The 19931-nt window shown below is 41.4% G+C and carries 18 protein-coding genes; 6 read left to right on the top strand and 12 right to left on the bottom strand.

Translation table 11 applies throughout. The features are described 5' to 3' along the window. Positions 1–414 precede the first annotated feature (414 nt). On the top strand, positions 415–1002 hold the full coding sequence (locus H6G74_RS07780) for a DUF1997 domain-containing protein (RefSeq protein ID WP_190967128.1): 588 nt from the start codon (positions 415–417) through the stop codon (positions 1000–1002). A gap of 117 nt (positions 1003–1119) precedes the next feature. Here the strand turns inward: H6G74_RS07780 and H6G74_RS07785 are convergent, their stop codons facing one another. The 6 genes from H6G74_RS07785 to H6G74_RS07810 form a co-directional block, all read right to left on the bottom strand. After that, a complete protein-coding gene (locus tag H6G74_RS07785; protein ID WP_190967129.1) occupies positions 1120–1515 on the bottom strand; it encodes a hypothetical protein in 396 nt (131 codons plus the stop codon). A 16-nt stretch (positions 1516–1531) separates the two neighbouring features. Next, positions 1532–2050 (bottom strand): DUF4279 domain-containing protein, encoded by a 519-nt coding sequence (locus H6G74_RS07790; RefSeq protein WP_190967130.1) that lies wholly within the window; start codon positions 2048–2050, stop codon positions 1532–1534. Position 2051: 1 nt separating this feature from the next. After that, a complete protein-coding gene (locus H6G74_RS07795) occupies positions 2052–2717 on the bottom strand; it encodes a ribonuclease HII (RefSeq protein WP_190967131.1) in 666 nt (221 codons plus the stop codon). Between the two features lie 8 nt (positions 2718–2725). Next, positions 2726–4783 carry an Rne/Rng family ribonuclease gene (locus tag H6G74_RS07800; protein WP_190967132.1) on the bottom strand — a complete coding sequence of 686 codons (2058 nt, stop codon included), beginning with the start codon at positions 4781–4783 and terminating at the stop codon, positions 2726–2728. A gap of 561 nt (positions 4784–5344) precedes the next feature. Continuing rightward, positions 5345–7963: a TIGR03960 family B12-binding radical SAM protein gene (locus tag H6G74_RS07805; protein ID WP_190967133.1), complete on the bottom strand. Its 2619-nt coding sequence runs from the start codon at positions 7961–7963 to the stop codon at positions 5345–5347. 142 nt (positions 7964–8105) lie between these two features. Next, positions 8106–8438, bottom strand: a complete 333-nt coding sequence (locus H6G74_RS07810) for an STAS domain-containing protein (RefSeq protein WP_190967134.1) — start codon at positions 8436–8438, stop codon at positions 8106–8108. 459 nt (positions 8439–8897) lie between these two features. On the opposite strand from H6G74_RS07810, the gene H6G74_RS07815 reads away from it, so the two are divergent. Together H6G74_RS07815 and H6G74_RS07820 are read left to right on the top strand one after the other, a co-directional pair. Further along, positions 8898–9101, top strand: coding sequence for a hypothetical protein (locus H6G74_RS07815; protein ID WP_190967135.1), 204 nt, complete (start codon positions 8898–8900; stop codon positions 9099–9101). A 164-nt stretch (positions 9102–9265) separates the two neighbouring features. Beyond that, the gene (locus H6G74_RS07820) at positions 9266–10438 is read left to right on the top strand and encodes a pyridoxal phosphate-dependent aminotransferase (protein ID WP_190967136.1); all 1173 of its coding nucleotides are present in this window, start codon (positions 9266–9268) and stop codon (positions 10436–10438) included. Positions 10439–10588: 150 nt separating this feature from the next. Here the strand turns inward: H6G74_RS07820 and H6G74_RS07825 are convergent, their stop codons facing one another. Beyond that, positions 10589–10939 carry a hypothetical protein gene (locus H6G74_RS07825; protein WP_190967137.1) on the bottom strand — a complete coding sequence of 117 codons (351 nt, stop codon included), beginning with the start codon at positions 10937–10939 and terminating at the stop codon, positions 10589–10591. Between the two features lie 206 nt (positions 10940–11145). Here H6G74_RS07825 and clpS point away from each other — a divergent pair, with 206 nt between their 5' ends. The 3 genes from clpS (at position 11146) to H6G74_RS07840 (ending at position 13337) form a co-directional block, all read left to right on the top strand. Beyond that, the gene (clpS, locus tag H6G74_RS07830; protein WP_190967138.1) at positions 11146–11427 is read left to right on the top strand and encodes an ATP-dependent Clp protease adapter ClpS; all 282 of its coding nucleotides are present in this window, start codon (positions 11146–11148) and stop codon (positions 11425–11427) included. Between the two features lie 156 nt (positions 11428–11583). After that, the gene (locus tag H6G74_RS07835) at positions 11584–12420 is read left to right on the top strand and encodes a CPBP family intramembrane glutamic endopeptidase (protein WP_190967139.1); all 837 of its coding nucleotides are present in this window, start codon (positions 11584–11586) and stop codon (positions 12418–12420) included. 125 nt (positions 12421–12545) lie between these two features. Continuing rightward, on the top strand, positions 12546–13337 hold the full coding sequence (locus H6G74_RS07840; protein WP_190967140.1) for an Rpn family recombination-promoting nuclease/putative transposase: 792 nt from the start codon (positions 12546–12548) through the stop codon (positions 13335–13337). A 663-nt stretch (positions 13338–14000) separates the two neighbouring features. On the opposite strand, the gene H6G74_RS07845 is transcribed toward H6G74_RS07840, so the two are convergent. The 5 genes from H6G74_RS07845 to H6G74_RS07865 all read right to left on the bottom strand — a co-directional run bounded on the left by H6G74_RS07845 (position 14001) and on the right by H6G74_RS07865 (position 19641). Continuing rightward, positions 14001–15497 carry an aldehyde dehydrogenase family protein gene (locus H6G74_RS07845; protein WP_190967205.1) on the bottom strand — a complete coding sequence of 499 codons (1497 nt, stop codon included), beginning with the start codon at positions 15495–15497 and terminating at the stop codon, positions 14001–14003. A gap of 107 nt (positions 15498–15604) precedes the next feature. Next, positions 15605–16306, bottom strand: coding sequence for a cyclase family protein (locus H6G74_RS07850; RefSeq protein ID WP_190967141.1), 702 nt, complete (start codon positions 16304–16306; stop codon positions 15605–15607). A 143-nt stretch (positions 16307–16449) separates the two neighbouring features. Then, the gene (locus tag H6G74_RS07855) at positions 16450–16893 is read right to left on the bottom strand and encodes a tellurite resistance TerB family protein (protein WP_190967142.1); all 444 of its coding nucleotides are present in this window, start codon (positions 16891–16893) and stop codon (positions 16450–16452) included. Positions 16894–17190: 297 nt separating this feature from the next. Continuing rightward, on the bottom strand, positions 17191–17970 hold the full coding sequence (locus tag H6G74_RS07860; protein ID WP_190967143.1) for a COP23 domain-containing protein: 780 nt from the start codon (positions 17968–17970) through the stop codon (positions 17191–17193). A 69-nt stretch (positions 17971–18039) separates the two neighbouring features. Beyond that, positions 18040–19641: a M48 family metalloprotease gene (locus H6G74_RS07865; protein ID WP_190967144.1), complete on the bottom strand. Its 1602-nt coding sequence runs from the start codon at positions 19639–19641 to the stop codon at positions 18040–18042. Positions 19642–19931: the final 290 nt, after the last annotated feature.

Below are 19931 nucleotides of genomic sequence, written 5' to 3' on the forward strand. Positions count from 1 at the left end.
TCGGAACAACATTACATCCACCCCAGCACATTGGCATAAAACTTTGATTTTTTCTTTTCAGAAGTAATTCCTAACAGCTAAATCTCATATTGAGAAAGCAGTGAGTAGACACACATCACAGAGATGAAATTTGTTCTCTCATTGATCATCTTGTTTTTTATACTGGTATTATTTTTTATATTTTTTGTTTTTTGTACTGAAAAAACTATTTTTGGAAAATGACTGCAATTTGATTTATAATTATAAAAATATTACTAATTTATTTTAAAAATCTTGTGATTTAATAAATCTATTATTAAAGTCTGAGGTCATACATAAGTAATATGTATGTTTATTATTTGAGTATATTAAAATAATAATTGCCCTAAATTTATTAACATATAAAAGTATCAAATCACTGCTGTCTGCAAAATCATGCCTACAAGATTTACTGCTTCTCAATCGGTAAAAATTGCTGTACCGCAACAGCCTATTCCTATTCAACATTACTTGCGGCAGCCTCAACGATTGGTGAATGCTTTAGTTGATAACAGTCGTGTCCAACAGCTTTCTAAGGAAGTATTTCGGCTAAAAATGCGTCCTCTATCTTTTATGACATTGAGTATTCAACCAACTGTAGATATGAGGGTTTGGGCAGAATCAAATAGTGTAATTTATTTGCGTTCAGTAGGTTGTGAAATCCGAGGTTTTGAGTATATTAACCAACGTTTTAGCCTCAATTTAAAAGGTTATTTATCACCACATCAATCTAGCAATGGTACTCGCCTGGAAGGAAAAGCTGATTTAGAAGTACAAGTAGAATTACCTCCACCATTTTCTCTCACTCCAAAGCCAATTTTAGAAGCTACTGGCAATGGTTTGCTCAAGAGTGTTTTAGTTACTGTTAAACAAAAATTGTTGCATCAGCTACTCATAGATTATCGTCATTGGGTAACATCGCAAATGGCAGAAAAAGCTCTAGAAGATAATAGTGGTGATTTACCAATTTTGAATTTAGATTAGTGCTTATTTAGTATTAAATTCAGTTATAAATATACAGTTAGTAGCAAGTAATTCTGTATTTGCTACTAACCAAAAAAATTTATACATCTGTTTTAAACTATGATGCTACTACAATTATTACCACTCTAAAAAATAAAAGCGAGTTTGCCTTTCCACAGCTTTACGCAATATTAACTCCACAGCACGCAAGTCCCACAAAACCCACCATATACCTTCAGGGCTTTTATCAACTTGAGGATGGGCAAGAAGATATGAAAAGAGTTTCTCAACAGTATCTAATCCCTGTTGCGGATCATACCATCGAAGATTATTTTGTAATTCTTCGTCGTCATCTTCATATTTAATAAATGCACTAAGAGGAACAACCCCTAGTTCTAGTGCAATATCTTCAAGTAAAATATCTGCTACAGACAAGTTATTCCCGAAAATAAGTCCTTCATTTTTTAAGTCCATATTCGAGGGTAATTTGATCGCACCTTCATTCTCAATGATGATTGCTAGTTGACGAGACATAGCTTTTTAAATGTATTTATTCGATATCTTCTTCATTACCGTAAGCATAAATATCAAATACCATTGATGCCCCTAGTTCTGATATGCGCTGAACAGTTTGTGCAGTAAGATTAAAACCTTTGTTCCACCCTTTCATGTGGATAGCAATTCTTACTTGAGCATCATAAATGGCTGATAGCTCTTGCCAAAGAATAGAATTTGTTGATACACGCGAAAGCAAATCAATAATTAATTCTTCTGCTGTTATGGGTGCAGAGCCTTTTAATTTCAGCAGCCAAGCTCCTTTTTTGTAGGGAGCATATTTAGGATTAGAATCTTGTCTAGCACCACGATGATGAGCTTGAGTTGGTTGACAACTCAAAAGCTTTGAAATATTATCGGGATTTAATTCTTCACCATAAACACCAAGACAGACAGAGGTTTTATCAACTGAACCTCCAAGGATAAGTAAATTTTCCATACGATTAAATCCCAGCTTGATGATGGCTTTTAATGCCGCGATCGCACCTACCAATGAATACTCCAAATTATCCAAATTACTGCTGAATTTGGCAAGGGCTGAAAGATTTACGATGCAGGGATGAAGCGCCGTATTCTCGCAACGCCTGTAAATGTTTTGGGCTACCGTATCCTTTATTCTTGGCTAAGTCGTACTGGGGATACTTTGCGGCTAAACGCAGTATTAAATCGTCACGCCAGACTTTAGCCACAATACTAGCAGCTGCGATGGAAAGCGATCGCTCATCTCCTTTGACGATTGTTTGTTGGGGTATGTGCAAATCTTTCATTGCTTGATTACCGTCAACCAAGCAAATTACAGGCTGTACTTTCAATTTGAGTACAGCCCGTTTCATGGCTAACAGTGTCGCCTGCAAAATATTTATTTGATCAATCTCCGCAGTTGCAGCAAAGCCGATTCTCCAGTCTGTTGCTAATTCACAAATTTGTGCGGCTAATTTCGCTCTTTTAGAACTGGAAAGCTTTTTACTATCTTTAATTCCAGCTGCAATCAATTGGGCGAAAGCATCTGCTGGGAGAATGACGGCTGCTGCAACTACAGGGCCAAATAAAGCACCACGTCCGACTTCATCGATGCCGACAATTAAGCCAGACATCCCCGCTAAAGTGGACGAAAACTCCAGCCATTCCAGTTCACCTAAATTTGGTAGGGAATTAACAGCAGTTTGTTGAATCTCTACCATAAAGCATCTTAACTTTCTTCAGAACCAGATTCTACAGCCGAGGAACGACGACGGCGGCGGCGGCTACCTGTAGCAGTCAGATTTGCTTCCGTGTCTTCAGGGGTGGGTGCAAATCCCTCTGACTCTATTGGTTCTTCGGGTAAAGATTTTGCCTCTGGTTCTACAGGTGGTGGGGCGATGGGTTGAGTGAAGGTTTCAGGAATAGCCACCTCGGCAGGCGGTGGTGATAATGTGCTTGTTCCTTGTCCTGGCTGAACAATGTTAATAATCACTGATTTGGGATTTTTCACTTCCCTATCCAATTTCACTAAGGGGGAGATTCCCATCAATGCAAAAACATCTTGTTCTTCTATAGTCATTTCTACAGTTCTAATTTCCGGTGGTTCTACCACTGGTTTGACTGGTTCTGTTTTGATGACTTTATTGCGTTCGACTCTTTCTGTCCAACCTGATTTACCTAATGTGGGTGCAGGGATATCTGGTGTTGGGCTTAAGTCAACTTCATTATCCAGGTCTAGATCAGTATCACTATCAAAACCGAGAGAATTAGGTGCTAGGCGTGACTCATCTTTTCCATTTGCGCCATTAATCCCAATTCTGCGGCGACGGGTGCGGTTGCCACGTTTATTGTTATCACCCAGTTCATGATAGCTGGGATGATTAACTAAATTTAAGGCGCTTAAATCACCATCACTATCAAAACTATCACCAAAGCTATCAAAGCTTTCTCTCGGTTCGGAAATCCGCGCTACGGGTAAACGAGGTTCTCTTTGTGGTAGAGGTACAAAACGTTCTGGTAATTCTGCTGGTGTGGGTAAGCGAGTTTCGGTTTCGCCGGGGAGATGGACAATGTGACCTAAGCCACCGCAGGTTGGACAAGTACCACCAAACAATTCGTAAATGTTTTGACCTTGGCGCTTGCGAGTCAGTTCGACTAAACCGAGTTCGGTGAGTTGGGCAATTTGGGGACGGGCTTTATCTGCTTTCAGGGCTTTGTTGAAATGTTCCAAGACGTGTAATTGGTCACGCCGTGATTCCATATCAATGAAGTCAACAACAATTACCCCAGCAATATTCCGCAGTCGCAATTGACGAGCAATTTCTGTGGCGGCTTCGCAGTTTGTCCACAATACTGTTTCTCTGGCTGTTGCCGATCGCGTGAAAGAACCAGAGTTAACATCAATTACGGTGAGGGCTTCTGTCGGTTCAATAATAATGTAACCACCAGAAGGTAAATCGACTCTGGGTTTGAGGGCTTCTCGAATCGCGGCATTGATGCGGAAATACTCTAATATAGGTGAGCGATCGCGGTGATGATCAATTAACAATCCTTGGGGTGTTTGTCCGCCACTCCAGTTCTGCAAATACTGTTTTACCCGCTTCAAGCCGGTGCTGGAATCAACCACAATTCGGTTGACATCTGCACCATACATATCCCGCAATACCCGTTGAATAAAGTCATCATCTCGATTCAACAGGGCTGGCGCACGAGTTGATTGTGCTTCTTGTTGAATTGCTTCCCATTGTTTTTGCAGCAATTCCAAGTCTTCCATGATGGCTTCTTCGGGTTTGCCTTCGGCTTCTGTACGTACCAACAAACCCATCCCCGCCGGTTTGATTAAGATTGCTAACGCCCGGAGGCGATTGCGTTCATTTTCACTTTTAATCCGGCGAGATAAATTCACGCCCCGACCGTAAGGCATCAGTACTACGTAGCGTCCAGGCAAAGTAATGTTACCAGTGAGCCGAGGCCCTTTTGTTCCGGTTGGCTCTTTCATTACTTGCACCAGCACTTTTTGTTGCGGTGCTAATAATTCTGTAATGGCTGCGGCTGTTCGCTTTAACCTTAATGGGCCTAAGTCCGTAACATGAATAAAGCCATTGCGCTCTGGATCACCAATATTTACAAAAGCTGCATCAATTCCGGGTAAGACGTTTTCTACTACACCTAAGTAGATATCACCGATTTGGTGATGGCCTGTGGCTACAACCAGTTCTTGTATTTGATCTTCAGAAAATACGGCAGCGATTTGATGCTGCTCTGCGATGATAATTTGTTTTGGCATTCAATTTCCTCAAAAATTGGCAGCACAAGTGTAGTTCTGGCGGTTGGTCATATCCCTCGCCCCTGCCAGCTACTAAAGGTACTGCTGATAATAAAATTTGTGAAGCCGAGCTTCAAAGTTAAAGAGTTAATGACTGAGTAATTGCGTTGACACGCCTGTTTATTCCAGAACGGCTGCATATTGTTTCAGTAAATAAATCAACCGTCCGTGGTTGATTTTTGATGCGATACCCGCACCACCTGGGATTGGGCATTCAGCAGTTGTTTAAAAAAATATAGCGTGAGAGTTGCCGACGGAGCCTGCTTTTAAGTTACTAGTTCACTCAAGTTGCTATCAAGAGAGGCTGTTTTTAATCCGCTTGTTGCTTGTCTGGGATAAAATCCTAGAAGTTGCTCTCTAGTATCTTTGCTTCTGCTCCCTGAGTATAGGGGGTAGTGAACTAGTGAATTCAATGCAGCGCCAGAAAATTTCTCTTCACCTCATTCTAACGCAACCTTGCTAAAAATCAATTCCCACGATGTGCTACATCCGGGTAACTACTAGCAAGTTACCCTTTAAGGATTATACTCCCAAAATTAACTGATTGCGGTGAATTTGCAGAAGTTGAAATTCTTGATTTGCAACTACTTTCAGCATAGATAGGACTTGCTCAGGACGCAAGGAAATACCGTCATTGCGGCAATTACCTAGAAAACGCAGAATAGCGGTAGATTCGGCGACACTGTTGTTAATTTTTACTAATGATAATTCCCACAGGCGATCGCGCAGATTTACTATTTGAGTTTTACCCGATTTATTGGTTTGCTCTAGGTTAATTTCTTCCTTGGCCAAGAGGACATCAATCCATTCTTGCCATTGTGCAGCTGTGGCTTCATTCGCAACTGCTACCGTAATCAAGTATTCGGCTGCGGCTAAGGCTTGGTTTGCCGATGGAGATTTTAAATCTATCTCTGCTACACAATATATAGGTATATCGCTGGGCAGTTCCTCGGCTAACTTTGCCTGAAAAGTTTCCGTGTCTACTGGTGTAGTTAACTCAAAATCGACAATTTCGCCACTGCTAGTAGCACCTAAAGGTAAAGCACTGGCAATCATAATCCGGGGGTTTGGGTGAAATCCACCTGTGTAAGCGACTGGCAAACTCGCGCGGCGCACAACTCGATCAAGTAAACGCAGCAAATCAAGATTACCTAGCAAAGCCATGTCACCTTGCTTACCAAACCAGACACGCAATCTTTGGACTTTGGTAGTATTCGGAACAAACTCACCTGCAAATTGGGGTATTGGCGGCGGCTCAATCACAATATTATGACCGAAGTCTGTGCCGCAGACACCGCAATGGGAACAACCTTCAAAGGAACAATCAGGAACAATTGCTGCTTCTAAGGCGCGTTGCAAGTCTTCTTTTAACCATTTTTTATCGATGCCGGTATCAATATGATCCCAGGGAAGGGGGGTATTGAGGGAGTCGGGAGTCGGGAGTTGGGAGTTGGGGGAATCTTTGTCTTGTGAATGAAACAAATTCCATTCGCCGTTTTCGACTTGGCGGTATTTCCAATCTAGACCTGCTTCTTTAATCGCATTACCCCAAGCGGTGAAAGCTTTATCTAAACTGTCATACCAAGAATCCATACCTGCACCTAATTCCCAAGCGCGGCGGACAACTTGACCCAAAGTGCGATCGCCTCTACCAATAAAGTCTTCCATTGCCGAAATGCGGACATCGGTGAAGTTGACCTTTACTCCCCGTATCCGGCGAAATTCTTGCCGCAGTAAGTGTTGTTTGCGTTCAAATTCCGCAGTGGCGACGGAGTGCCATTGAAATGGTGTATGCGGTTTGGGGGTAAAGTTGGAAATTGTCAGGTTAAAGTTAAGCGGTCTTCTGCCTTTTCCCCGACATTCTCTTTGTAGCCAAAGGACTGTTTCAGCAATGCCTAAAACATCTGCATCTGTCTCACCCGGCAAGCCAATCATAAAATAGAGTTTGATTTTATCCCAGCCTTGTTCCCAAGCTGTTTTCACACCTCTTAATAATTCTTCATTGGTCAAACCTTTATTCACAATGTCCCGCATTCTTTGGGTTCCGGCTTCTGGTGCAAAGGTTAAGCCACCTTGGCGCGTACCACCGAGAATGTTGGCAATGTTCTCATCAAATCTATCTACACGCTGACTTGGTAAAGACAGGGAAATGTTTTCATTTTTTAACCGATTTTTAATTTCCATCCCCACCGCCGGTAGGGCTAAATAATCGGAACAACTCAAAGATAGTAAAGAAAATTCATTGTAACCAGTCGCCCGCATTCCCTGTTCAATGGCATCTACCACTTTTTCTGGTTCCACATCTCGCGCCGGACGGGTAAGCATTCCTGGTTGACAAAAGCGACAGCCACGGGTGCAACCACGACGAATTTCAATTGTCAGGCGATCGTGTACTGTTTGGACGTAGGGGACTAAGCCAATAGAATAGGCGGGTATGGGTGTGGCAACTCTTCTGATAATCCGTTTTGGCACATCGGGGCGGTTAGGATAAACTGAGCCATCGGTTGCCATGTCGTAAAATTGCGGAACGTATACCCCTGGTATTTGTGCCAAGTCGAGGAGTAAGTCGCGGCGGCTCAATTTGGCTTGTTTACCTTCTTCCAACACCATACCGATTTCGGGTAAGAGTTCTTCGCCATCACCCAAAGCGAAGAAGTCAAAAAAGTCGGTGTAGGGTTCCGGGTTTGAGGTGGCGGTTTGTCCACCAGCAAAAATGAGGGGATAATTCCCGGTGGCTCGTTCTTGCCATGTGAGGGGAATTCCTGCTAAATCCAACATTTCTAAGATGTTGGTTGCACCCAATTCGTAACTGAGACTAAAACCTAAAATGTCAAATTCTAATAGCGATCGCTTAGACTCTACAGCAAACAAGGGGGTATTTGTTTCCCTTAACTTTGCTGCTAAGTCTGTACCAGGGAGGTAAGCGCGATCGCATAATTGGCGTGGTTGGGCATTCAAAATGTTATAGAGAATGATATGCCCCAAGTTGGAAGAACCAACTTCATAGACTTCTGGGTAAGTTAATACCCATCTGACAACTGCCGTTTCCCAAGGCTTATGTACTGCTAGGCGTTCGTTACCGAGGTAACGCGCGGGTTTTAGAATATCCGGTGTAATTAATTTTTCAACTGCAACAGCCACTGTGCTATCTTCTAGCTACTTTTATGATTTACAGATAATCACCTCCAACCTTAGCACTGATTTGGTCGCAGCATAGTTTTATCTTTGTAACTGAAAACATCCTTTACAAACCTTTGCTACGAAGATTACTTATATGCTAGATTTACGGGTTAGCCGATACCAACTCAGCATTATCTGCAAACTCAAACACTTCATCAAGTTGAGTTAATTCAAAGATAATTTTCAGGGCTGGAGACACAGAACATAACCTTAAGCCCCGTTCCAAGTTTTGCGCCAGCTTCAACGCAGACACCAACGCCATTAAGCCGGCACTATCTAGTGACTCTACTGCTGCCAAATCCACAAGTAAGATTGCGACATCATTAGCCGTTAATGCTGTGGTTAAATCTCGTTCAAGTTCCAATGCGTTGGCGGCATTGAGTTTGCCCTGTGGACGAATCACTGCAATTTTTGGGCATTCCAGCACTGCTTGCATATTGACATCCTAAATTAGAGTTATTAAATCTTTAACCTGAGATTTATTTGAACATAATCTCTTTTTTTAAACATCGACCATACGTCTTACATCTCTTTGCTGAATCTTTATCACTGAAGGGGATATCTTTAAAGATTGTCATAAATACAGGGTAAAATGTGTTCATATATACTTTTTTTTAATATTGCTTCTCAAACAATCAACATAGACAGCCACAAAATAAATTGCTCATTGGTAAATTTGCTGGAAAAGCCTAATTTAACGATACTTCAGCCAGTTCGTGTGGACTGAGAAAATGAGATGAAATCCGCTCATTGACGAAGAAAAAAGATAGGGCTAGAAGTAAATCAGTGAGCGAAACAAATGTGATCTAAATCACTAAATTTATAAATCTAGATCACAATTTTTACTTAGCTACATCCCAGATAATTTAGTATTACCTAAAATGGGTTAATCAATATGAAAACGAGTAAGTATGCTATTCGCCAACTGGTAGAAAAGGCTCTTGATATTAAAAAATTAACTCCAGAGATAGAAAATGAAATTAACTCCGAATTAACTCAAAATGGTTATATTTCGGATGTAGACTACGAAGCTTTGGAATTATTAATGGCAGAAATGGATGCTGGCAGAATCAAGCTAGTTCCTAGCTGGGGATATTAATCTTTAGTCAATTGTCATTAGTCATTGGTCATTTGTGATGGCAATTCATTTTTAATCTCTAACCCTTAGCCTGGGAAATTTTCTGTGAGATTTACTGTTTAGTTACCTGGTGTGGCGTAAACTGTGCTAGTCAGCATTAATGTTTGCATTAATATTAAGTCGCCATGCACTTCGCTAAACGCCTAGAAAAAATTCCTCCCTACCTATTTGCTGAAATTAACCGTAAACGAGCAAAACTCGTCGCCGAGGGAGTTGATATCATTAATATGGCAATAGGCGACCCCGATAAACCGACTCCGGCACATATTCTCCAGGTAATGCACGCGGCAATTGATAATAGTGCCACCCATAACTATCCACCCTACGAAGGAACACAAGAATTTCGGCAAGCGGCTGCTAAATGGATGGAACGTCGGTTTGGGGTAACTGATTTAAACCCAGATACACAGGTTGTAGCATCTATCGGTTCTAAAGAAGCAATCCATAATACTTTTTTAGCTTTTGTAGAAGCAGGAGACTATACACTCATCCCCGATCCTGGGTATCCGGTGTATCGCACTTCCACAATTTTTGCTGATGGCGAACCATTCACAATGCCACTGAAGGCAGAAAATCAGTTTTTACCTGATTTAAACGCAATTCCCGAAGAAATTGCCCAAAAAGCCAAGCTGTTGTGGATTAATTACCCCAATAATCCTACTGGGGGAGTTGCAAACCTAGAATTTTTTGCCGAATTGGTAGATTTTTGTAAGCATTACAACATCTTGCTGTGTCATGACAATGCTTACTCAGAAATGGCATACAACGGCTACAAACCGCCGAGTGTGTTGCAAGTACCTGGGGCAAAGGATATAGCTATTGAGTTTCACAGCTTGTCGAAGTCTTACAATATGACAGGCTGGCGCGTTGGTTTTGTTGTGGGGAATGCGTTGGGAATTCAAGGTTTAAGGCAAGTCAAAACCAACGTTGATTCGGGAGTATTTAAGGCAATTCAAACAGCTGCGATCGCAGCTTACAATACTTCAGAAGCCGAACTGCAAACTTTGATGTCTGTTTATCAAAATCGCCGCGACACCATTGTAAAAGGGTTGCAATCTTTAGGATGGCCGATTCAACCGCCAAAAGCTACCCTTTATGTATGGGTTCCTGTTCCTGCTGGCTATACTTCTGCGGAATTTGTAAATTTACTGCTTGACAAATGCGGCATTATGGTAGCACCAGGTAGTGGTTACGGTGCATCTGGTGAAGGCTTTTTCCGCATTGCTTTAACTATCCCTGAAGAAAGAATGCAAGAAGCCATTGAGCGAATGAAGGACGCTGGTATTCGCTACGCTTGAAAAGTATGAAGTCTGAAGTATGAAGTCTGAAGTATAAAGTTTTAGCGTTGGTGAATAATAGAGTGAAATTAAAACTAACTCATTCACCTCTCCGCGCCTCTGCGTGAGGTACAATCCTCCCAAAACTACTCAACACCGAACTCTCAAATTTCAGACTTCAGACTTTCTACTTTGCCACATCTGCTGAATAAATTGATGGAGTTGCTGTTTAGCAATTAAGTCTGGTTCGCCTTTTGGTTCTTTGACTAAAACCTGACTCAACAGGGTAATTACTTCTGTGTCTAAAGCAGGGTGAAATAATTGGAGAGGCCAAAGCAAATCAGATGCGTCTCGCAAGTCAGTAATTTGTGGTGGTTCTTGAGTATGGTTAGCCAGCAGTAAAGGACGCACCCAACACAACTGACGAGATACGACAACTTCAATCACTTCCGCGTACAAATTCTTGTCGCTATGCTCTAAAGACACAATTTGTCCTGGTTGAAATTCTGGGTGTGTATCCATAATCATGTAGCTAGGGCGATGGCAAAGTTAATTTTGCAGCTTTTCTCATTGTAATTGGCAGGACGGGCTAGTTTTGAGAACCTACCTTTGGGTAAGAGGGAGTTTGAAATTTAATGTTATAAAATAAGTAAATAACTGTTAAGCTGTTAAGCGATCGCCAATAGGCATTCCGTTGTAGTAAATCATCGAAACAAGAGCAAAGAACCGTGTCAGTCGAAACCATTGAGAAGAGTTCCACATCCCGCAAGCTCGCCCCTCGGTATCGCGTTCTGCTCCATAACGACGACTACAACTCGATGGAGTACGTGGTGCAGGTATTATTAACAACAATACCAAGTCTCACTCAGCCGCAAGCTGTGAGCATCATGATGGAAGCACATACAAATGGGTTAGCTTTAGTCATTACCTGCGCCCTAGAACACGCTGAATTTTACTGTGAAACCTTGAAAAATCACGGTTTATCCAGCAGTATTGAACCTGATGAATAGTTTGAGCAGCCTTGGCGACTGGAAGTCTCGGCTACACAGACAAAACCCACCTACGTGGGTTAAAAACTCTAGATTTTTTATTAGTCCGCGCAGGCGGACTTTGTTTGTATAGCCGCGATTTCAGTCGTCGGGGCTTTTATTTTAAAATCACTTGGTATGAAAAACAACCTTACCCGTTTAGCTCAACGCCCTGCCCCTATTCGGCTTGGTTGTTTTATTTTAATGCTTTTGTGCTTATGGTTGCCTTTCGCTGCCCCCATTTACTTGCTAGTGCGTGATGCTAACTTAGTAAGTATTTTGACAATGGTTTTACTATATATAGAATTTATTATTTTGTTGAAGCTATGGGGTAAATACGTTTACCAGCAACCTCAGATATTGCAGCATTATGGCTTAGACACTACACCACACAACAGAATAGATTTGCTGCGTGGCTTGGCTATAGGTTTCACTAATATTTGGCTACTTTTTGGCATAGAAAGTCTTTTAGGTTGGTTGGTATGGCAACAGCCCAAAGTTTTCTTATTAAAAATAGTTATAGAAGGTGTAATTGTCGGCTTGGCTGTAGGATTTGCCGAGGAGTTATTATTTCGCGGTTGGTTGCTTGATGAACTAGAACGCGACTACAACCAGCGTGTAGCATTATGGACGGATGCTGTTGTCTTTGCTACCTTGCATTTTATTAAACCATTGGATGCAATTATCCAAACTCTGCCGCAGTTCCCGGCTTTAGTGGTTTTGGGATTAACGCAGGTATGGGCGAAGCGTTGGCGTAGAGGGCGTTTAGGTTTACCAATTGGTTTGCATGGTGGTTTGGTTGGAGGTTTCTACATTATTAATGTTGGTGGATTAATTAAATACACGGGTGTAGTACCTGATTGGGTTACGGGAGTATATCAAAATCCTTTGATGGGTGTGATGGGGTTATTTTTGATGAGTATTTTGGCGGTATGGATGAGTAGGAGAGGGAAGCGATCGCACCTTATGAAATAATATTAGAGCTATTTGCGATCGCAGCAATAAGATGCAAAATATCACCCAGAAATGAAATTTGCCGTCACGCACCAAACATCAGCATAGTAAAATCACTGTAGTCAAAAATCTGCTCAAATATCTGCGTGAAAACCGACAGCATATTTTATCGCCTCTTTCAAGAACTCCCTGGTATCTTCTTTGAACTGATTGGCAACCCTCCCGAAATTGCCAACATCTATCAATTTGCTTCTGTTGAAATCAAACAAACAGCCTTTAGAATTGATGGTGTATTTCTCCCCATTCAAAATGAACAAAGCCCGATTTATTTTGTCGAAGTTCAATTTCAACCAGATGCAGATATTTATTTACGCCTAATATCAGAAGTCGCTTTATACTTACGCCAAAATAAACCTAAAAATCCTTGGCGAGGAGTAGTAATTTATCCCAGCAGAGATATAGATATCGGTGATAAAGAAAATTTTTTAGAATTATTCCAAAGCCAGCGTATCAGTATAATTTACTTAGATGAATTAGGCAAACCTGCATCCTTACCCATAGCTATTGCTACGATAAAATTAGTAATTGAAGGAGAAGATACAGCAATTAACACCGCCAAGGAATTAATCAACCGTACCCAGCAAGCCGTTAATTTGCAAATACCACAAAAACAATTACTAGAATTAATAGAGACAATCTTAGTTTATAAATTTCCCCAAATGAATCGCCAGGAGATAGAAGCAATGTTTGGACTAAGTGAATTGAAGCAAACGCGGGTTTATCAGGAAGCTAGAGAAGAAGGCAAACTAGAAGGCAAACTAGAGGCTGTACCGAAGTTTTTGGACTTGGGTTTGACTGTGGAACAAATAGCACAGGCGTTAGACTTAGATATTACACAAGTCCAACAAGTAGCACAGCAAACATCTCCTAAGCAATAGCTAAAGGTCTCAGTAAAAAAAGTCTCTTTCCTCACAGATGTTGTTATCAAAGTACGTCAAATCTCGGCGGAATTAGATTTTAGAGATTCCTATATGATATGGCGATCGCTCTTTATTGATCATCGCTATTTGAAGCACAGTTTTCCATTTTAAACTAGGATGCTGAAACAGCGATCGTATTTTATAGCAATCCTATCTGAGTTGTGAAAAAGTATTCTTTTTAACGTAGACGCGAAGCGGCTTCCCGTACTCCTTCGGAGAACTCGAAGGGTAGGGTACCGCAAAGGACACAAAGAAGGAGAGGAAGGAAAAGAAAGGAAATTTCACAAATGATTTAGGACTGCTATATCAGTTACGAAATCGCTTAACTAAATCAACAACATCCTGAACATTCAATATTTTTTCCCATTCATTAACTGGAATTTTAATTTTTAATCTGCTTTGAATTTCTAGAATAAAGTCAACAAAATCTTCTCCGTCAACCCTCAAATCATGAATTAATTTTTCTGTTAACTGTGGCTTTTTACCTGGAAGACAGACGAAAAATTATAAAAGTTCTAAAACAACTTCTTCAATATTTGATTCTTCTATGTTAGACATAATCAGGACTTACACTAAATTATGAAAAAACGTAGACGCGCAGTTGATTTCCGTTCCTGTGAACTAACTTCGATTATCTATTTGAGCGCGTTGTAAACTACCAGAAAAGTCAACATACACACTCTTCCATTCTGTGAATACATCTAAAGCAGTGGTTCCGGCTTCGCGGTGGCCGTTACCTGTTTGTTTCACACCACCAAAAGGTAAGTGTACTTCTGCGCCAATAGTCGGGCCATTAATATAGGTAATACCTGCTTCAATGTCGCGCATTGCGGTAAACGCCCGGTTGATATCGCGGGTATAAATGGAAGAAGAAAGACCGTAATTAGTATCATTGAGAATAGCGATCGCTTCTTCAAAGGAATCAACCTCAATTAATGCCACTACAGGGCCAAATATCTCTTCACGGGCAACGCGCATATCTGGCGTAACATTATCTAAAATAGTTGGCAAAAAGAAATTACCCTCTTTTAATTGTCCTTCACTGGCAATTTCTCCACCAATTAAAATTTTTGCCCCTTCTTCACGGGCAATTTTCATATATTCATTCACCCGTTGCAATTGCCTGTGATTAATTATCGGCCCAATTTCTGTATCTTGGTCATAACCAGCACCCAAGCGTAACTTACGAGTACGCTCATACAGCATAGCCGTAAACTTTTCTTTAATGTCATGGTGCAATATCAGCCGACTCGTAGCTGTACAACGTTGTCCAGTTGTCCCAAAAGCCCCCCAAACGGCCCCATTTAAAGCTAGTCCTAAGTCTGCATCTTCCATCACAACTTGGGCATTTTTGCCGCCCATCTCCAAACAGACACGCTTGTGAGTGCGTCCGCAAGTTGCACCCACAAAAGCACCCGTTTCCGAAGAACCAGTGAAAGAAACTAAATCAACATTGGGATGTTCGACTAAAGCTTTACCGACTTCTTCACCAACACCATGCACTAAGTTAATCACACCTGCGGGTAAACCTGCGGCGGCGAAAATTTCTACTAGTTTGGTTGCACAAGCGGGAGTATCTTCAGCAGGTTTGAGAATCACAGTATTACCACATACCAAAGCTGGCATAGCTTTCCAGCAAGGAATAGCAACAGGGAAGTTCCACGGTGTAATTAAAGCACAAACACCAATGGGCATTCGCACCGTCATCGCAAATTTATTCGGCATTTCTGAAGGAGTCGTTAACCCAAACAACCTCCGCCCTTCCCCAGCACTATAAAAAGCACAGTCAATAGCTTCCTGCACATCACCCCTAGCTTCGGTGAGGGGTTTACCCATTTCCCGACTAATTAATTGGGCGAGTTCTTCTTTATGTTGGAGTAATAATTCTCCCACACGAAAAATATATTCGGCTCTAGCTGGGGCAGGAACTTTCCGCCAACTACGATAAGCTTCACGGGCGGCGGCGACTGCTTTATCTACATCCTCAGTGTGAGAACGGGGAAAGGTGGCGACAACTTCGCTTACCAAAGCAGGGTTATAACTTTCCAGAAAGTTTCCTGTGGTAGCATCCACCCAGTGACCATTAATATAATTGCGACAAGTTAGCAGAGTCATAATTAGTATTTAAAAATTTCTTTGAGATAATTGCTATGGATTTGATTTGCTTTCTAAGTTAACGCCAAGTTTCAAGAATGGGCAGAAGACGAAAAAGTTATACACAAAATTTAAGGTACAAAAGCCAACACACCCACCGGACAACCAGAACCACCACGTAATCTGAGAATTGCGATCGCTAATGTAGTACCTTGAGGGGGTAATTGATCTAAATTCGTCAAATTTTCCAACACAATACCCTGCTGTGCCAACACTAAACGGTTAGTCATAAAACTATTATCTTGTCCAGGGTCAACACCGTGGGTATCAATTCCTACACCCGCAATTTGCCTTTCATCCAACAAAAACTGTGTAGCATCGCCGCTAAAGCCTGGAAAGTGCATAATTCCTGCCGCATCTTGGTTAAAGAAGGCATTGCTATCAGTCCACTTATGCTGCCAGCCAGTATACAGTATGACTAAACTACCCCTGGCAATCACACCGTATTTTGCCTCCCAAGCCAAAATATCAGCAATACTCAAAGCATAATCAGGATTATTCCCGACTGCTTCGCAGACATCTATCACTACCGCCGATAAAACCAGTGATTCCGCCGCATATTCATCAATTCCTACACCAGCAGAATCAAAACTATTCGGGGCGTTGATATGGGTAGCACTATGTTCACCCAAAGCAAAACGCCGCAGATAGTAGCCATCATTTTGAATATCAGCAACGGTGTTAAATTCTATCGCTGGGTCGCCCGGCCATAAAGGAATATTTCTATCAATAATATGGCTTAAGTGTATAACGCGAGAATAATTAATTTGCATAACTTTTTTAAAGTATAAACTTATCAGCGTGTATCTGCGTTTATCTGCGGTTAATTATCTTAAATGAATTTTATTGCACCATAAACAATTAAAGACGTTGCCATGCAACGCCTTTAATTAAATGAGAGATGATTGATGAGAATTTAGCCTTTATTTTTAATAATCATCACATTCACAATACTTCTTGCTGTTTCGTCGGGAATTTCTAAATTACTCCAGAGAACATTTAACAAGTCTTCTTCTTCTTTAGTGACTTGACCATCGGCTAAAATCAAGTCTGTGGCTACGGCAAAAGCAGTGTCATATAAATCATGGGGCAGTGCAGCGATCGCAGTTTTGATAAAATCATCAAATCCTTGGCGTTTAATCATACCGCACAGTTTATCAAACATCCTTCTGACTACATCATTCGGATAACTACGGAATAAGTGCATTCTCGACAAAGAAGCCATCATTGTTTGGACTTCTTCATCTGTCAAATAACCATCAGCAGCCACAGAAGCTAAAGTAATAGCCGCAAAGGCTTCGGCTGGACTCAAAGTTACATCATTTTGAGTGCGGATAGATAACTTATCAAATAAACCCATAGGAATCAATTTTGAATTCTACAGTTTTATGATTCCCACTACCGACCTAATCTCTACTATGCAATCCTATTTTATTGATAAGTCTATTCGTCAATAAAGGCAACGGGGAACAGGGAACAGATTTGTTGTTTATCCTAAATCATTTACAAACATCTCTGCCTTGTCCCCCTTGTCTCTTGCACTCAATCCAATGGGACTGCTATATACCAATAACAAACACTCTCACCTAGCCCAAATAATATAGGGCTTAAATGAGAGTTTTCAGAAGTCAAAAGCTAACATTCACCGTATACAATATTACCGGAAATTACCAGGATTCAAGCGAGTCCGATTCTGAGATTGAGTAGGAGTTTGACGGCGAATTGCGACACCATTGCGTAATTGTGTTCCAGTTCCACCATCTTTGCGATCGAGGAAAGGTTTAAGATTAATTCCACTTCTAGATGAGCTAACTTTGCGATTACTGCCACCTAAAATTGTGCGGCCAATGTTGTAAATTTCATCAACGCTGCCTCTGTTATTACGATAAGTGTTTACAGCAGTGGTTTGTTGACCATCATCCGCAGAAATTAAGTTTTGGAAAATGCTATTGCGGACAGTATAAGGGTCTTTGTCTCGTGGTACTGTCAACACAATTCGACAACTAGGGTTCGCTTCAGTAGTTACACAAACAATGTTTTCATTATTTAAAAAACCTGTTTGGAGTTCTTGTAACCCATCAGGACGATATTCTTCTAAGCGTTGAGCAATGGTAACACAACGTTTGTAGGGATCCCAACCACCACCCAATTGGGCAGGAGCCGCCCAAGGGAAGAATCTTCCCGGTTGACTTTCGGGCTGATACATGACAACGTATTGACCATTGCTGTTTTGACAGCTAAATCTAGTACCAGTCACTACAGTACCACTAGTGGAGGTGTCTACAGGATTTGATGAACCTGATGGATAAGGATCGGAAGTGGTCGGTACAACAATACCACCACCATCATTAACTTGAGCAAAGGCAGCGGAATTACCCAAAAATAAAGATAAGCCCAAACCGCTTAAACATAATAGCTTCAAGGGTTGAAATGCCATAAATTATCCTTTAGAGATATGAGGTTAGCTAATTGATAATCTCAGTGACGCAGAAATTTATTTTTTGATTCATTCAGAACGCCGCTTTTTCTCTTTTCGTTCTTTTTCTTCTTTGAGGATTTGTTTGACTTTGGCTTGAATGGCGGTGTGACGTTCAACGCCTTCATAACTGTAGCGGTTGTATTTACCACGAATAATTAAGTTTTCGAGATAATTCACCCGTTCTTTGCCGCCGGGGTGAGACGATATCCAGGTAGGAGGCGCATTTTTTTGTTGTTTTTGTAGTGTCGCCATTAAGTTACGCAACCCGTCAGCAGCATAGCCATTCGCCACAATCAAGCGAGTACCCAAAACATCTGCTTGACGTTCCATATCACGGCTGTAGCTGAGGGAGAAAAGTTGACCGACTGTACCACCAAAAGGCAGATATTGGGTAACGTTAGAAATTAAGTTTCCTTGGGTAACTAGTTGAAAGCCGTGGGATAAGACTACGTGAGATAATTCATGACCGATTAACCCAGCTAGTTCAGCTTCAGAATTACTTTTAGCGATCGCACCAGCATTAATAAAAACTTTACCTCCTGGTAAGGCAAAGGCGTTCAATTCTTCTTCAGGAATCACAAAAAATTCGTATTTAAATTCAGTGCGTCCTGAAACTTTTACTAGTTTCTGCCCAATTTCGTTAACGTAGGCCAGCACTTCCTCATCTTTAACTAATGGTAGCTGTTGTTTTGCCTGTTTCGCTACCGACTCACCCACCGCACCTTCGCCTTGTAGCAGCAAGATGGTAGAGTCTAAGGCAGAAAACGGCCCTAACAAACTACCTGTCACAGCATAGCCCACTGCACCGGTAATGATGTTAGCGAGAGTGTTACCTCTAATTTCTTCGCGGATATGGGCTTTGTAGCGTTTGAGATTTTTTTCTGCAAGTTGGGTAAATTCCTCGGCTTGCGGATCATTAGGATAAAGAATCGCAAATTGACGCGCTGCTAAGGATGCTTCCATCCATTTTTTTTCATCAGCTAGTGCGGTAACTTTGGCTTTAATTAAATCTGGCTGATCGGGATATAGTGATGATGCTCGTTCTAAAATCTCTACAGCTTCTTTAGGGCGATTATATTGCTTGAGAATCTCAGCATAGCGAATATGACCAGGAATAAATTCGGGATACTGTTCAACTAATAGTTTTAGCGGTACTTCTGTTCTTGTTTGCAACTTAGCCGCAATTCCCGCTTCTGATTCTCGCCAGTAAACTTTGCCAGCTGGTGATAGTTGCGTCGCATCAACAATGGCTGGTTTGCGTTCTTGGTTTGGTATATCGTTGGCAAATGGTGTTTTAACTTCCCGATAGAGTGTTTCTGCCTCAGTAATATTTCCCGCGAGGTATAATTTATCAGCTTCGATAAACTTTTGTTGACGGGCAAGTTCTTCAGGAGTGAGTGTAGGTTCCGTTGCGGTGTCTGTTTTTTTAGGTTCAGTCGCTTCTGGTTTTGGCGTTTGGTTGGGCTGTGAACTTTCGGAACTGGGTGTATCTGTTGTTTCTACGGTCGTGGCAGGTTCTTGTGCTGGAACAGGTGCTAAAGGTTGCGTCAGAATAATTACAATTGATGTACTCACTGACAACAAAATCCAACTCAAGGTGAGCAGCAGAGACTTCCTGGTTCGTTTCATGCTGAGTTCATTTATGCGAAGGGGTTGTTTTAATGCTATGAGTAACTGACCCCATCCGCCTAGAGCGATCGCTACTGTTTTCTGACAATCTCAGGGTATAAAGAGTGCTGAGTGGAAAGTGCTGAGTGCTGAGTTAAAAGACCGCCCACGAGCGTGGTATTTATCATAGTACTAAAGTGTTGAGTACTTTTTTCTGACTCAGCACTGAGAATGATCAAGTTTTGCTGTTTGAACTGATATGATGAAATCATAACTATTCTGAACTAAGACTTATATATTAGTGAGAAATA

This window comes from Nostoc spongiaeforme FACHB-130, assembly GCF_014698475.1.
GTDB lineage: Bacteria > Cyanobacteriota > Cyanobacteriia > Cyanobacteriales > Nostocaceae > Nostoc_B > Nostoc_B spongiaeforme.

Excerpts from the sequence above, each read along its gene's own strand:
- H6G74_RS07855 (WP_190967142.1), bottom strand. The coding sequence starts at position 16,893 with ATGGGTTTATTTGATAAGTTATCTATCCGCACTCAAAATGATGTAACT.
- H6G74_RS07810 (WP_190967134.1), bottom strand. The coding sequence starts at position 8,438 with ATGCAAGCAGTGCTGGAATGCCCAAAAATTGCAGTGATTCGTCCACAG.
- H6G74_RS07820 (WP_190967136.1), top strand. The coding sequence starts at position 9,266 with ATGCACTTCGCTAAACGCCTAGAAAAAATTCCTCCCTACCTATTTGCT.
- H6G74_RS07825 (WP_190967137.1), bottom strand. The coding sequence starts at position 10,939 with ATGGATACACACCCAGAATTTCAACCAGGACAAATTGTGTCTTTAGAG.
- H6G74_RS07795 (WP_190967131.1), bottom strand. The coding sequence starts at position 2,717 with ATGGTAGAGATTCAACAAACTGCTGTTAATTCCCTACCAAATTTAGGT.
- H6G74_RS07785 (WP_190967129.1), bottom strand. The coding sequence starts at position 1,515 with ATGTCTCGTCAACTAGCAATCATCATTGAGAATGAAGGTGCGATCAAA.
- H6G74_RS07850 (WP_190967141.1), bottom strand. The coding sequence starts at position 16,306 with ATGCAAATTAATTATTCTCGCGTTATACACTTAAGCCATATTATTGAT.
- H6G74_RS07860 (WP_190967143.1), bottom strand. The coding sequence starts at position 17,970 with ATGGCATTTCAACCCTTGAAGCTATTATGTTTAAGCGGTTTGGGCTTA.
- H6G74_RS07800 (WP_190967132.1), bottom strand. The coding sequence starts at position 4,783 with ATGCCAAAACAAATTATCATCGCAGAGCAGCATCAAATCGCTGCCGTA.
- H6G74_RS07780 (WP_190967128.1), top strand. The coding sequence starts at position 415 with ATGCCTACAAGATTTACTGCTTCTCAATCGGTAAAAATTGCTGTACCG.
- H6G74_RS07835 (WP_190967139.1), top strand. The coding sequence starts at position 11,584 with ATGAAAAACAACCTTACCCGTTTAGCTCAACGCCCTGCCCCTATTCGG.
- H6G74_RS07865 (WP_190967144.1), bottom strand. The coding sequence starts at position 19,641 with ATGAAACGAACCAGGAAGTCTCTGCTGCTCACCTTGAGTTGGATTTTG.
- H6G74_RS07815 (WP_190967135.1), top strand. The coding sequence starts at position 8,898 with ATGAAAACGAGTAAGTATGCTATTCGCCAACTGGTAGAAAAGGCTCTT.